This is a genomic window from Pseudomonas sp. NIBRBAC000502773 (assembly GCF_006517195.1).
GTDB lineage: Bacteria > Pseudomonadota > Gammaproteobacteria > Pseudomonadales > Pseudomonadaceae > Aquipseudomonas > Aquipseudomonas marginalis.
The window spans coordinates 3,984,817-3,997,438 of the sequence record NZ_CP041189.1; the positions used below are offsets into that span (position 1 = coordinate 3,984,817).

A 12,622-nucleotide genomic window follows, 5' to 3' on the forward strand; every position below is an offset into this window, starting at 1 on the left:
GGCCTATTCGGTGCTGCCCAGGCCTTGCCAGTGCTTGAGGCCGATAAAAATAAAGCGCAGTTGCTGGGTGATTTTCGCCTGGGGCGTGAGGTGGGCAGGCAAGGCCTGGGCGGGCGGGTCGATGATGTCGGGGAGGGTGGCAAACACGCTTTTGACGATCAGGTCGGCCATCACGTGCAACCCTTCGGCGTCCAGGTGCTGCAGTTTGGGCATAAGCGTCAGATCGGCCGCCAGGTCGCGGGTGATGTCTTCACGCAGGGCACCGATGGCTTGGCGCACCGCCAGGCAACCGCCGTATTGCTCGCGGGCCAGGAACAGGAATTGCGAGCGGTTGGCCGAGACCACATCGAGAAAAATCCGCACTGAGGCATCGATAATGCCGCCCATCACGAATTCGTTGTGACGCACCAGGCGAATGGTGGCGCGAAAGGTCTGGCCCACCTCACTCACCAATACAAGTCCAAGCTGGTCCATATCGGCAAAGTGGCGATAGAACCCGGTGGGGACAATGCCTGCGGTCTTGGCCACTTCACGCAGGCTCAGGCTGCCAAACCCACGGCCACACTCCATCAGATGGCGGGCAGCGTCCATCAGGGCGAGGCGGGTTTGTTGCTTCTGTTCGGCACGGGGCAGCATGGGCGGGCGGGCTTTGTCGGCAAGTACAGCGACGCACTCTAGCAAAACAGCTTCATTGACGTCGAACTTGGCGGGGGATAGGTGAGGATGTTGCGTGACAGGCTCTACAAAAAGTCAAAAGCCCGGTCGGCAGATCGGGCTTTTTTCTGGGCCACCACGGGGTCAGCTCTGAGCTTGATGCAGTTCTTGCAGGCGATCAGCACCACCTTCGGCAACACCTTCGGCGTAGGCACGCTCGTTGGCTTGTTCCGCACCACCTTCAACCAGACCTTTCTGTTCCAGGCGATCACGGCCACCTTCGGCAACACCTTCAGCGTAGGCGCGCTTGTTGGCGTGTTCCGAACCGTTTTCAGCGACAGCACCTTTGGCGTAGTCACGGTTCTCGTCTTCTTGCGAACCGCTGCGGGCCAGGGTCTGGTTGAAGTGAACGGCGTCGGCCTTGGCTTGTGGGGTAACCTGTTCGGCGGCTGGCAGGGCAAAGGCGCTGGAAGCCAGGATGGATAACAGGACTGTAGCGAGTACTTGGCGTTTCATGATGGGTTGCTCCTTGGGAGGGCGATAAAGTGGGTACAGGGCTAATGCTACTCTCGATAAGTCGATATAAAAGTTCATAAACACAATGGTAATAATCAACAGAATTGATTGTTCGTCAGGGAGGCTCTAGATCGGGCCTCTCAAGCACGCGGTTTTGCACCGAGGTGGGTATTTTCGACACGAACATGGGTAACAATGGTGCGCCGTGGATGATCGAATCTGTCGAAACGGTCAGGAAAGCAGGTTTTCAAGGGTAAATCGGAGATTGGGTTAAACCCACGAGCGGTTTGCCAGTCGTAGTTTTATAAGCTGTCCTACAGGTGTTGGTTCAGCCGGTCGTATTCAGGAGTCCTGTGCAATGACGCGCACTCGTAAAATCGTCATGTGGAGCTGCGCCAGCTTCGTTGTGTTAATCGCTGTGGTGGTACTGGTCCTGGTGTTCTTCGACTGGAACCGCATCAAGCCCCCGCTCAATGCCAAAGTTTCTGAAGAACTGCATCGCCCGTTTGCCATCAACGGCAACCTGGCGGTGGTGTGGGCGCGTGAGCCCGATGAAGGCGGCTGGCGCGCCTGGGTGCCGTGGCCCCATGTGATTGCCGAGGACCTGACCCTGGGCAACCCCGACTGGTCGAAAAAACCGCAGATGGTCACGCTGAAAAAGGTCGAGCTGCGCATTTCGCCGCTGGCGTTGCTGGTGCAGCGCGTGGTGATCCCGCGTATCGACCTCACCGAGCCGAGTGCCGAGTTGCAGCGCCTGGCCGATGGCCGCGCCAACTGGACGTTCACGTTCGACCCCAAGGACCCCGACGCCGAACCTTCCAACTGGGTGGTGGACATCGGCGCCATCGGGTTCGACAAGGGCCACGTGACCCTCGACGACCAGACCCTCAAGACTCAGCTGGACGTGATCATCGACCCCCTGGGCAAGCCGATCCCGTTCGGTGAAATCGTCGGTGACGCCGATGCCAGGAAGGCCTTGGAAAAAGGCTCCGCGCCCCAGGACTATGCGTTCGCCCTCAAGGTCAAGGGCCAGTACCACGGCCAGAAGCTCGACGGCAGCGGCAAGATCGGCGGCCTGCTGGCCTTGCAGGACGCGGCCAAGCCGTTTCCGCTGCAAGCCCAGGTCAGGATTGCCGATACCAGCATCGCATTGGCAGGCACCTTGATCGACCCGTTGAACCTCGGCGCCCTGGACCTGCGCCTGAAACTGTCCGGCAGCAGCCTGGGTAACCTCTACCCGCTGACCGGCGTCACCTTGCCGGATTCGCCGGCCTACTCCACTGACGGCCACTTGATCGCCAAGTTGCACGAGGCCAGCGGCGCGTCATTCAGTTACGAAAACTTCAACGGCAAGATCGGCAACAGCGATATCCACGGCAACCTCGCCTATGTCGCCAGCCAGCCACGTCCCAAGCTCAGCGGTGCGTTGGTGTCCAACCAATTGCTGATGAGCGACCTCGCCCCCCTGATCGGTGCCGACTCCAACGCCAAGCAAAAAGCGCGTGGCGGTGAGAGCAAACAGCCGGCGACCAAAGTGCTGCCGGTGGAAGAGTTCCGCACCGAGCGCTGGCGCGACATGGATGCCGATGTGGAATTCACCGGCAAACGCATCATGCACAGTGCCGAGTTGCCCTTCACCGACCTGTACACCCACCTGGTGCTCAACGACGGCGAACTGAGCCTGGAACCGCTGCGATTCGGCGTCGCTGGCGGCAAGCTGGATGCGCAGATTCGCTTGAACGGCCGCACCACGCCGATGGAAGGCCGCGCCAAACTGACTGCGCGCAACTTCAAGCTCAAGCAGTTGTTCCCGACCTTCGAACCGATGAAAACCAGCTTTGGTGAACTCAACGGCGATGCCGATCTTTCCGGGCGTGGCAACTCTGTCGCGGCGCTGCTGGGCACCTCCAACGGTGACCTGAAGATGCTGATCAACGACGGCGCCATCAGCCGTGGCCTGATGGAAATTGCCGGGCTCAACGTTGGCAACTACGTGGTGGGGCGCCTGTTCGGCGACAAGGAAGTGAAGATCAACTGCGCGGCGGCGGACTTCGGGATCAAGACCGGCCTGGCAACCACGCGCTTGTTTGTGTTCGATACCGAGAACGCGATCATCTATATCGATGGCACCGCCAACATGGCCACCGAACAGCTCGACCTGACCATCACCCCAGAATCCAAGGGTTTCCGCCTGTTTTCCCTGCGTTCGCCGTTGTACGTCAACGGCCCGTTCATCAAGCCCAACGCGGGTGTAAAAGCCATTCCCCTGGCCCTGCGTGGCGCGGGCATGGTGGCACTGGGCGTGATCGCCGGCCCGGCAGCGGGCCTGTTGGCGCTGGTGGCACCGAGCGCCGATGCGCCGAACCAGTGCGCACCGTTGTTGCAGCAGATGAAGGAAGGCAAGGCGCCGAAGACGGTTAAAGGCTGATCGTCGAAATTGTCAGAAAGAGCGACCCTCGGGTCGCCTTTTTTATCACGGCGCCGTAAGTATGATCCTAGTCTTGTGTAGCTCATTTCTGAAGCGCTAAAACCGCCCCTGATTCCCCTTACGCCTCCTGGGTTGCCTTCCTATAGTCGGCCGCCACAGTCACTTGGAGGCTTAATCCATGCAGGGAGCCTACGCATTTATCAATGAGCGACCGCAGCCTTATCCACTGCTCAAGCTCAGCCTTTCTCTTACCCCCCATACACAAACAAAGTTCGACATCGTCAACCAGCACATCCGCAATGTCGTGGTACTGCCAGGGCAGTTGGTGATCATTCCTGATGCGCGCACGGCGTCTTGCACCGCTGAAGAAGCGCAACTGATGCGCTCAGCGCAGAACATAAAACAGGCGTTGCTGGCGCATTCCGCAACCGATCAGTTTTTGATCAAAAACTACGATCTACTACAGATCATCATGACCAACGCTTCGATCGGTGTCGGGAGTGCCAGCAGTGCCTGGAGTAAACATCTTGCGGCAGTCGAGAGGACACTCCACGACATCGAGGCTTTGCATAAGCAGTACTTGAGCAAGGGTACAACGGCCGCGAGGGATGGGTTTCTGGCAAAACGCAGGGTGTTGTTTGCAAAGCTGGAGGGGCAGCTCTCGGGTATGGCTCGTTTGGGTACGGGCTTGAAAAATGAAGGGTCGATCAAAAAGATGTTGGGCATTTCTACTAAAAGCTATTGGCATCACGGTGAGATTCGTAAGTACGAAGAGACAGTCAAGCGCATCGCCAAGGCATCACAGATGTTGAAAAAGGGTACTTATATCGGTATCGCACTGGATGTTGGGGCGACGGCGTTGGAAATAACGGAGGCATGTTCCACCGGACGCGAGCAGGAATGTACTCGGGCGAAGTTTGTGGAGGGAGGGAAGTTGGTGTTAGGAGTTGGTGGCGCCGCTTACGGGGGATACGCAGGAGTGGGACTTGGGGTTGCCGTATGTGCAGCAGTTTTTGCCATACCTACCGCCGGAGCGAGTGCGCTAGGCTGCGCCATAGTGGGTGGGGCCATTGGTGGCCTCGCCGTGGGTGCTTTAGGAAGCCACACGGGTGAGCAAATAGGAACCCGCCTTTATGAAGTTTCAGGGGGGGAATGATGCCAGAGTCCATCGGTATGTGGTCGGGTGTGTTGATGTTGCTGAGCGTTCCCTTAAATTTATATGTCATCTATACAAGGCTGGAAGAGGCTGAAGACTATCTCAAGTTCAGCTCATTCATAGTGACGTTCAAATACAGGTTTGGATTCGGACCGTTTAGTGGGAAGTTGAAACGTCTCTTCGCTATTGCACCTGTCATCCTTATGCCGAGGCTTTTTCAATGGAGATACCTCGCACTCGTTGAGGATGTGAAACGTATGCCAAGAAGTCTCAAACTTTGGATTGTAGTTCCCTACCTGCTCACTATGTCTTCCTTCGCTGGAATGGCCCTGTCTTGGTTTCTGACTGGATAACGGTCATGGCAGAAAAAAGTGGGGAGAGCCGGTTAACCAACTCCCCCACCTTTTTGCGCCGCTATTTACAGGCTTTCTAGGATGTCGGCCATATCGTCCGCATGCTCTTCTTCCTGAGCCAGGATCTCTTCAAACAGACGGCGCGTGGTCGGATCCTTATCACCGATGTACTGGATGATTTCGCGGTAGCTGTCCACCGCGATCCGCTCGGCCACCAGGTCTTCGTAGACCATTTCCTTCAAGCTGTTACCGGCCACGTATTGGGCGTGGGAGTTCTTCGACAGCAGGTCAGGGTTGAATTCCGGCTCGCCGCCCAATTGCACGATACGCTCGGCAAGTTTGTCGGCGTGCTCGGCTTCCTGGGTGGCGTGTTCGAGGAATTCCTGCGCGGCGACGGCCGCTTTAACGCCGCTGGCCATGAAGTAGTGACGCTTGTAGCGCAGCACACACACCAGTTCAGTGGCCAGGGAGCCGTTGAGCAGGCGGATGATCTCTTCGCGGTCGGCGTCATAGCCCTCGGTCACGGCACCGTTTTCGACGTTCTGGCGGGCGCGGCTGCGCAGGGTCGCAACGTCAGTCAAGTTTGCTTCAGTCATCTCAATCTCCTGGGGCTAATCCGGTTTTACGCCACGCTCTGTCGGCGTGATCGCTCCCAGTTGTGAGTCACGGGCGCAGCAAAAAGTTTTATTGGATTTGCCAGGCGTGTCATCAGCGCGTCGCCGGAATTGGGCTAGCCTGCCATCATCCTCTCTTGATCAAGGACGTTCGCTTCATGTCGCAGTCGTTAGCCACGCGTTATCCCTTGGTGCTGGTGCCCGGCATGCTGGGGTTCGTGCGCCTGGGGTTCTTCCCCTACTGGTATGGCATTGTCCCGGCACTGCGGGCGGGTGGGGCGCAGGTGTTTCCCATCCAGGTGGCGCCGCTGGACTCCAGCGAGGTGCGTGGCGAGCAGTTGCTGGCGCAGATCGAGCGCATTCGCCTTGAGACCGGCGCCGACAAGGTCAACCTGATCGGCCATAGCCAGGGCGCGCTGACCGCCCGTTATGCGGCGGCCAAGCGCCCGGAGTGGGTGGCGTCGGTGACGTCGGTGGCCGGGCCCAACCACGGTTCGGAACTGGCGGACCATATCCACGCCCATTATCCGGCCGACAGCGTGAAGGGCCGGCTGATGAGCGCGCTGTTTCATCTGGTTGCAACGGTGATGAGCCTGCTGGAAACCGGCTATCGCGGCCCGCGTTTCAAGGCGGACTTGCAGGCGTCCCACCATTCCCTGACCAGCGCAGGCGTGGCGCTGTTCAACCGCAAGTATCCCCAAGGGTTGCCGCATACCTGGGGCGGGCACGGGGCGGAGGTGGACAATGGCGTGCGCTACTACTCATGGTCTGGCATCTTGCAACCGGGCAAGACCGATCGCGGACGCAACCTGCTGGACGGGACGAATCGAAGTTGCCGATTGTTCGCCCGCAGCTTCGTGCGCGAGAAGGGCCAGTGCGACGGCATGGTCGGGCGCTGCAGCTCGCACCTGGGGCGGGTGATCGGCGATGACTACGCCCTGGACCACTTCGACATCGTCAACCAATCCATGGGCCTGGTCGGCAAGGGCGCCGAGCCGATTCGGTTGTTCGTCGAGCATGCCCAGCGCCTGAAGGCGGCCGGGGTTTAAGCCTGGCGGCGCACTGGCGTGGTCCAACGCTCCGACAAAATCACCCCGCCCAAGGTCAGCAAACCGCCCACCAGGTGATACAACGCCAATTCCTCCCTGAGCACCACGGCCGCAATCAATGCGGTAATCAACGGCAGCAGGTTGAAAAACAAGGTGGTGCGGCTGGGGCCCAGGGTCTTCACCGAGTGCATCCACGCCAGTGGCGCCAGCATCGAAGCCAGCAAGCATGCATAGAGCACCAGCGGAATATTCGTCCAGCCCAGGCCGGCTTTTGCCGAGAACAAAAACAGCGGAAACAGCACCACCACCGCCACCAGCACCTGCAAATACAGGAGCACCAGCGGCGGCAGGCGCAGCTGCCATTTTTTCAACAGGGTGCTGTAGACCGCGTACGCCAGGGTCGCGACCAGCATCATCGCATCGCCCAGGTTCACGCCGTGCTGCAGCAACGCGCCGAGGCTGCCGGCCGACACCACCACCACCACCCCTGCGAATGACAGCACCGCACCCGTCAGCGCGCCAAAGGTCAGGCGCTGACCCAGGCTGATGATGGCCGCCGTCAGGGCCATCAACGGCATCAACGACAGGATGATGCCCATGTTGGTGGCGCTGGTCAGCGAGGCAGCGTAGTACGCCAGGCTCTGGTACACCGCCATGCCCAGCACGCCAAGGATGCCGATCTTGCCCAGGTTCGGGCGGATCAGCGGCCAGTGGGCGATGACCGGCTTGAGCATGAAGGGTGTAAATAGCAGGGCCGCCAGCAACCAGCGATAAAAGCCGATTTCAGCCGGGAAGATCGAACCCACGGCCAATTTGTTGACCACGGTATTGCCGGCCCAGATAAAGATGGCCAGCAGGGGATACGCGTATTGCATCGAAAGAAACCAAGTGTGTTGATAAGGCCGGATTATCCCTTGTCTGGATCGAAGCCTATACTGCGATCCAGACAAACGACCTCTATATCCAGACAATATGGCCAGACACACCGTACGCCTCGCGGATTTTGCCCGCCTGCCAAGCCCCGTGTACTTCCGCTACTCCGACTTTGCCCCCGACACGGAGTGCACCCCGCACCAGCATGTCTGGGGCTCACTGGACTACTCCGCCAGCGGCGTGATGCGCATGGAAGTGGCCGGCAAACGCTTTATATCGCCGCCGCAGTACGCGGTGTGGGTCCCACCCAGTACCGAACACAGCTCCTACAACGCCGAGGCGATTGTCTACCGTTCGGTGGGCCTTTCGCCGCCGCTCTGCGAGCACTTGCCCAAGCAGCCTTGCACCCTGGCCATCAGCGACATCCTCAAGGCCATCCTCAGCGACTTCGCCCAGCGTGACGTCAACATCCCGCACACCGAGGCCGACATCCGCCTGGCCCAGGTGCTGGTCGATCAGCTCAGGCAGGCGCCGATCCACGAGGGTTTTTTGCCCTACGCCCGCCACCCCGGGCTGCTCGGCGTGTTGGAAGGCATGCAGGCCGACCCCGCTGACAACCGTCCCCTGGCGCACTGGGCCGAACAAGTGCATGTCAGCGAGCGCACCCTGGCGCGGCAATTTGTGCGTGAGCTGGGCATGAGCTTTGGCGAATGGCGCCAGCGCCTGCGCTACCTCGCCGCCATCGAAGCCCTCGACAGCGGGCGCAGTGTGCAAAATGTGGCGTTTGACCTCGGCTACAGCAGCGCCTCGGCGTTTATCGCGATGTTCCAGCGCCAGGCCGGCTGCACCCCGGAGCAGTACCGGCGGACGAATATTCGCAGCCGATGAAGATGTAACAAGGTTTGGCTACACTGCTGGGTAGGCCGTGCCTCCCGGCACGGTAACAGGGAGAAAACTCCATGAAGATGCTGCGTATTCCGCTGTTGATGATGGGCCTGCTGCTGTGTTCCCAGGGCTTCGCCGCTACCGCCCAGCAAAACAAGATGACCACCTGCAATGCCGAAGCCACCACCAAGACGCTCAAGGGCGACGAGCGCAAGGCTTTCATGAAAACCTGCCTGTCGGCGCCGGCGGCCAATGATGCGAAGACGCTCACCCCGCAACAGCAGAAGATGAAGGATTGCAATGCGTCGGCGAAAACCAAGGCGCTGACCGGCGATGCGCGCAAGACGTTCATGAGCACCTGCCTCAAGGGCAGTTGAGTACGCGAATCCCCTTGTGGGAGGGGGCGACTATTCGACTTGCCCCCTCCCACACTTGATCGTATTCGCAACCTATCCACTCGCTTGATTCTCTCAAGGCTGGCAGACTGCCCATCCTTTAACGCCGTTCGTTTTGAGGCTGTATGCCAACGTTTTCTCAGCGTCACGTGTTATTGCTGGCCAGCTACATCATCATTTTCGGCGGGTTGCTGCTGGTATTGCCGCTGAAATTGCTGCCCAGCCTGCTGGCCGGCCTGTTGGTCTATGAACTGGTCAACATGCTCACCCCCCAACTGCAACGGTTGATCGAAGGGCGCCGCGCGCGCTGGTTGGCGGTGGCCTTGCTCGGCACCCTGATCGTCAGCGTGCTGGCCCTGATCTTCGCCGGCGCCATCAGCTTCTTGCTTCATGAGGCGGAAAACCCCGGGGCTTCCCTGGATAAATTCATGGGCGTAGTCGACCGCGCGCGCGGCCAACTGCCGCCATTCCTCGATGCCTACCTGCCCGCCAGCGCGGCCGAGTTCCGCGTGGCCATCGGCGACTGGCTGAGCAAGCACCTGAGCGAACTGCAACTGGTCGGCAAAGACGCCGCCCACATGTTCGTTACCCTGCTGATCGGCATGGTGCTCGGCGCGATCATCGCCCTGCAGCGGGTGCCCGACCTGACCAAGCGCAAACCCCTGGCAGCCGCGCTGTTCGACCGCCTGCACCTGCTGGTCCAGGCCTTTCGCAATATCGTCTTCGCGCAGATCAAGATCGCCGCGCTCAATACGGCCTTCACCGCGATCTTCCTGGCCGTGGTGCTGCCGTTGTGCGGTATTCACCTGCCGCTGACCAAGACCCTGATCGTGTTGACCTTCCTGCTCGGCCTGCTACCGGTGATCGGCAACCTGATGTCCAACACCCTGATCACCATCGTCGCGCTGTCGTTGTCGATCTGGGTGGCGGTGGCGGCGCTGGGGTATCTGATCGTGATCCACAAGGTCGAGTACTTCCTCAACGCGCGCATCGTCGGCGGGCAGATCAGTGCCAAATCCTGGGAGTTGCTCCTGGCGATGCTGGTGTTTGAAGCGGCGTTTGGTTTGCCGGGGGTGGTGGCAGGCCCGATTTACTATGCGTATCTGAAGAGTGAGCTGAAGCTCGGCGGGATGGTTTAAGGCGTGTGTTGCCTGGGCGGGCCCCATCGGGGGCTTGCCCCCGATGAAGTCGCCACGGTATTTCAGGTGAAACTCAGCAGCCGTAGCGCTTGCTCGCCTCAATCGCCAAGCCGCTGCCGATACTGCCGAAGATATTGCCTTCCACATGCCGCGCATTCGGCAGCATGGCCGAGATGCTGTGGCGCAGCGCCGGGATGCCGCTGGAACCGCCGGTAAAGAACACCGTGTCCACCTGGGCCACTGCCACCGAAGCATCGGTGAGCAACTGCGTTACGCTGTTGCGCACGCGCTCCAGCAAGCCATCGATGGCCGACTCGAACAGTGCGCGGCTCAGGTCCACGCTCAACCCCGGCTCAACCCGGTCCAGCAGCACGTGGCGGTTGTCTTCGTGGGTGAGCTGGATTTTGGTCTCTTCCACTTCCATGGCCAGCCAGTGCCCGGCGCGCTGTTCGATCAGCTTGAACAGGCGATCGATGCCGCCGGTGTCTTCGATGTCATAGCGCATGCTGCCCAGGGCCAGCTGGGATTTCTGCGAGTACACCGAGTTGATGGTGTGCCAGGTCGCCAGGTTCATGTGGTGGCTGGTGGGCATGTAGGCGCCGCTTTTCATGCGGCTGCCATAGCCGAACAGCGGCATTATGCCGGCCAGGGACAGTTGCTTGTCGAAGTCGGTCCCGCCGATGTGCACGCCGCCGGTGGCGAGGATGTCGTCCTGGCGGTTGTCGTTGTGGCGGCGGTCCGGGGACAGGCGCACCAGCGAAAAGTCTGACGTACCCCCGCCGATGTCGACGATCAGTACCAGTTCTTCCTTCTCGATGGTGGACTCGTAGTCGAACGCGGCGGCAATCGGTTCGTACTGGAACGAAATGTCCTTGAAACCGATCTTGCGCGCTACGTCGACCAGGGTGTTTTCGGCTTCCTGGTCGGCCATCGGGTCGTCATCGACGAAAAACACCGGGCGGCCCAGCACCACTTCTTCGAACTCGCGGCCGGCGGTGGTTTCGGCGCGGCTCTTGAGCTGGCCGATAAACAGCGCCAGCAGATCGGTGAACGGCATCGCCGTGCCCAATACGCTGGTGTCGTGCTTGATCAACTTGGAACCCAGCAGGCTCTTGAGCGAGCGCATCAGCCGGCCTTCGTAGTTCTCCAGGTATTCGTGCAGGGCCAGGCGACCGTAGACCGGGCGGCGCTCCTCGAAGTTGAAGAACACCACCGACGGCAGGGTGATCTTGTCGTCCTCCAGCGCGATAAGCGTTTCCATGCCGGGGCGGATCCAGCCGACGGTGGAGTTGGACGTGCCGAAGTCGATACCGCAGGCACGGGCTGGGGATGGGTTTTTCATGTCTATCGGGTTCCGGTTGAAAAACGGCCGCGCAGTGTATGCCAGTCGAGGGCGGATGCGTAGGCCGACCATCCGTTAAATCGTGCTTGAAAGTTCGGCATTCGCCCCCACATCTGGTGCATACGGCAAGCGCCGATAACACTTTGACGCACCCCCAGGCCACAAGACTCAACAGGTGCAAACCAGCGCACGTTGTGCCCCGGGCTGTGCGATCTCGATTAAGGATGGTGAACCGCCGATGGATTTCAAAGACTACTACAAGATTCTGGGTGTCGAGCCGAGCGCCGATGACAAGGAAATCAAGGCTGCCTATCGCAAGCTCGCACGCAAATATCACCCGGACGTGAGCAAGGAAAAAGACGCCGAAGCCAAGTTCAAGGACGCGTCCGAAGCCTATGAAGCGCTTAAAAGCGCCGACAAGCGCGCCGAATACGACGAACTGCGCAAATACGGCCAACATGGCCAACCGTTCCAGGGCCCGCCAGGCTGGCAGAGCCGTGGCGGGTTTGGCGGTGGCCAGGGCACCGAGGACTTTTCCGACTTCTTCAGCTCGATCTTTGGCGGGCGTGGCGATGCCTTCGGTGGCGGCCAGCGCCGTCCAACCGGGCGCAAGGGCCAGGACGTGGAGATGCAGCTGTCGGTGTTCCTCGAAGAGACACTGTCCACCGAGTCCAAGCAGATCAGCTTCCAGGTGCCGCAATACGACGCCTCGGGCCGGCATGTCAGCAACACCACCAAGAGCCTGAACGTGAAGATCCCCGCCGGTGTCGCCGACGGTGAGCGTATTCGCCTCAAAGGCCAGGGCGCACCGGGTGTTGGCGGCGGGGCCAACGGTGACCTGTACCTGATCGTCAAGTTTGCGCCGCACCCCAAGTTCGAAGTGGACGGCGAAAACCTGATCATCAACCTGCCGCTGGCACCATGGGAATTGGCTCTGGGCGCGGAAGTGGCCGTGCCGACCCTGACCGGCAAGATCAACCTCAAGGTGCCGGCCGGCAGCCAGAACGGCCAGCGCATGCGCGCCAAGGGCCACGGCTTGCTGAACAAGGCCGGGCAGCGCGGCTTCCTGTACGTGCAGCTCAAGGCGGTGATGCCGCCGGCAGGCGATGAAGACGTGAAAGCGTTGTGGCAGGAGCTGGCAAAAAAAGCCGCGTTCAATCCGCGCGAGCAGTTCTAAGGGGATTTGTGGTGAGGGCACAAGCTCCCTCACCACAGGTT

The 12,622-nt window shown here is 60.2% G+C and carries 12 protein-coding genes; 7 read left to right on the top strand and 5 right to left on the bottom strand.

From position 1 onward, the window contains the following. Window positions 1-3: 3 nt before the first annotated feature. Complete coding sequence (locus tag NIBR502773_RS18280; protein ID WP_065900186.1) at window positions 4-636, bottom strand: TetR family transcriptional regulator; 633 nt, start codon at window positions 634-636, stop codon at window positions 4-6. 162 nt (window positions 637-798) lie between these two features. After that, a complete protein-coding gene (locus NIBR502773_RS18285; protein WP_065940898.1) occupies window positions 799-1,170 on the bottom strand; it encodes a hypothetical protein in 372 nt (123 codons plus the stop codon). Window positions 1,171-1,528: 358 nt separating this feature from the next. On the opposite strand from NIBR502773_RS18285, the gene NIBR502773_RS18290 reads away from it, so the two are divergent. Both NIBR502773_RS18290 and NIBR502773_RS18295 read left to right on the top strand, forming a co-directional pair. Then, window positions 1,529-3,598, top strand: a complete 2,070-nt coding sequence (locus tag NIBR502773_RS18290; RefSeq protein WP_141156618.1) for an AsmA family protein — start codon at window positions 1,529-1,531, stop codon at window positions 3,596-3,598. 178 nt (window positions 3,599-3,776) lie between these two features. Then, window positions 3,777-4,754, top strand: a complete 978-nt coding sequence (locus NIBR502773_RS18295; protein WP_141156619.1) for a hypothetical protein — start codon at window positions 3,777-3,779, stop codon at window positions 4,752-4,754. A 418-nt stretch (window positions 4,755-5,172) separates the two neighbouring features. On the opposite strand, the gene NIBR502773_RS18300 is transcribed toward NIBR502773_RS18295, so the two are convergent. Beyond that, window positions 5,173-5,703 carry a bacterioferritin gene (locus NIBR502773_RS18300; RefSeq protein WP_027607715.1) on the bottom strand — a complete coding sequence of 177 codons (531 nt, stop codon included), beginning with the start codon at window positions 5,701-5,703 and terminating at the stop codon, window positions 5,173-5,175. Between the two features lie 176 nt (window positions 5,704-5,879). On the opposite strand from NIBR502773_RS18300, the gene NIBR502773_RS18305 reads away from it, so the two are divergent. Further along, complete coding sequence (locus NIBR502773_RS18305; RefSeq protein WP_141156620.1) at window positions 5,880-6,770, top strand: triacylglycerol lipase; 891 nt, start codon at window positions 5,880-5,882, stop codon at window positions 6,768-6,770. On the opposite strand, the gene NIBR502773_RS18310 is transcribed toward NIBR502773_RS18305, so the two are convergent. After that, a complete protein-coding gene (locus NIBR502773_RS18310; protein WP_115486380.1) occupies window positions 6,767-7,645 on the bottom strand; it encodes a DMT family transporter in 879 nt (292 codons plus the stop codon). The two genes, NIBR502773_RS18305 and NIBR502773_RS18310, sit on opposite strands and share 4 nt — an antisense overlap. Window positions 7,646-7,742: 97 nt before the next feature. Here NIBR502773_RS18310 and NIBR502773_RS18315 point away from each other — a divergent pair, with 97 nt between their 5' ends. From NIBR502773_RS18315 to NIBR502773_RS18325, 3 genes are all read left to right on the top strand, one after another. Further along, window positions 7,743-8,531: a helix-turn-helix transcriptional regulator gene (locus tag NIBR502773_RS18315; RefSeq protein ID WP_141156621.1), complete on the top strand. Its 789-nt coding sequence runs from the start codon at window positions 7,743-7,745 to the stop codon at window positions 8,529-8,531. A gap of 71 nt (window positions 8,532-8,602) precedes the next feature. After that, on the top strand, window positions 8,603-8,905 hold the full coding sequence (locus NIBR502773_RS18320; protein WP_010213547.1) for a PsiF family protein: 303 nt from the start codon (window positions 8,603-8,605) through the stop codon (window positions 8,903-8,905). 143 nt (window positions 8,906-9,048) lie between these two features. Next, complete coding sequence (locus tag NIBR502773_RS18325; RefSeq protein ID WP_012721958.1) at window positions 9,049-10,062, top strand: AI-2E family transporter; 1,014 nt, start codon at window positions 9,049-9,051, stop codon at window positions 10,060-10,062. 73 nt (window positions 10,063-10,135) lie between these two features. Here the strand turns inward: NIBR502773_RS18325 and NIBR502773_RS18330 are convergent, their stop codons facing one another. Further along, window positions 10,136-11,404, bottom strand: a complete 1,269-nt coding sequence (locus NIBR502773_RS18330) for an Hsp70 family protein (RefSeq protein WP_065940904.1) — start codon at window positions 11,402-11,404, stop codon at window positions 10,136-10,138. A gap of 238 nt (window positions 11,405-11,642) precedes the next feature. Here NIBR502773_RS18330 and NIBR502773_RS18335 point away from each other — a divergent pair, with 238 nt between their 5' ends. Beyond that, a complete protein-coding gene (locus NIBR502773_RS18335) occupies window positions 11,643-12,581 on the top strand; it encodes a DnaJ C-terminal domain-containing protein (RefSeq protein ID WP_115486377.1) in 939 nt (312 codons plus the stop codon). Window positions 12,582-12,622 lie beyond the last annotated feature (41 nt).

Bases quoted from the DNA above. Each gene is read 5' to 3' on its own strand.
- NIBR502773_RS18280 (WP_065900186.1), bottom strand. From the start codon at position 636: ATGCTGCCCCGTGCCGAACAGAAGCAACAAACCCGCCTCGCCCTGATG.
- NIBR502773_RS18285 (WP_065940898.1), bottom strand. From the start codon at position 1,170: ATGAAACGCCAAGTACTCGCTACAGTCCTGTTATCCATCCTGGCTTCC.
- NIBR502773_RS18290 (WP_141156618.1), top strand. From the start codon at position 1,529: ATGACGCGCACTCGTAAAATCGTCATGTGGAGCTGCGCCAGCTTCGTT.
- NIBR502773_RS18295 (WP_141156619.1), top strand. From the start codon at position 3,777: ATGCAGGGAGCCTACGCATTTATCAATGAGCGACCGCAGCCTTATCCA.
- NIBR502773_RS18300 (WP_027607715.1), bottom strand. From the start codon at position 5,703: ATGACTGAAGCAAACTTGACTGACGTTGCGACCCTGCGCAGCCGCGCC.
- NIBR502773_RS18305 (WP_141156620.1), top strand. From the start codon at position 5,880: ATGTCGCAGTCGTTAGCCACGCGTTATCCCTTGGTGCTGGTGCCCGGC.
- NIBR502773_RS18310 (WP_115486380.1), bottom strand. From the start codon at position 7,645: ATGCAATACGCGTATCCCCTGCTGGCCATCTTTATCTGGGCCGGCAAT.
- NIBR502773_RS18315 (WP_141156621.1), top strand. From the start codon at position 7,743: ATGGCCAGACACACCGTACGCCTCGCGGATTTTGCCCGCCTGCCAAGC.
- NIBR502773_RS18320 (WP_010213547.1), top strand. From the start codon at position 8,603: ATGAAGATGCTGCGTATTCCGCTGTTGATGATGGGCCTGCTGCTGTGT.
- NIBR502773_RS18325 (WP_012721958.1), top strand. From the start codon at position 9,049: ATGCCAACGTTTTCTCAGCGTCACGTGTTATTGCTGGCCAGCTACATC.
- NIBR502773_RS18330 (WP_065940904.1), bottom strand. From the start codon at position 11,404: ATGAAAAACCCATCCCCAGCCCGTGCCTGCGGTATCGACTTCGGCACG.
- NIBR502773_RS18335 (WP_115486377.1), top strand. From the start codon at position 11,643: ATGGATTTCAAAGACTACTACAAGATTCTGGGTGTCGAGCCGAGCGCC.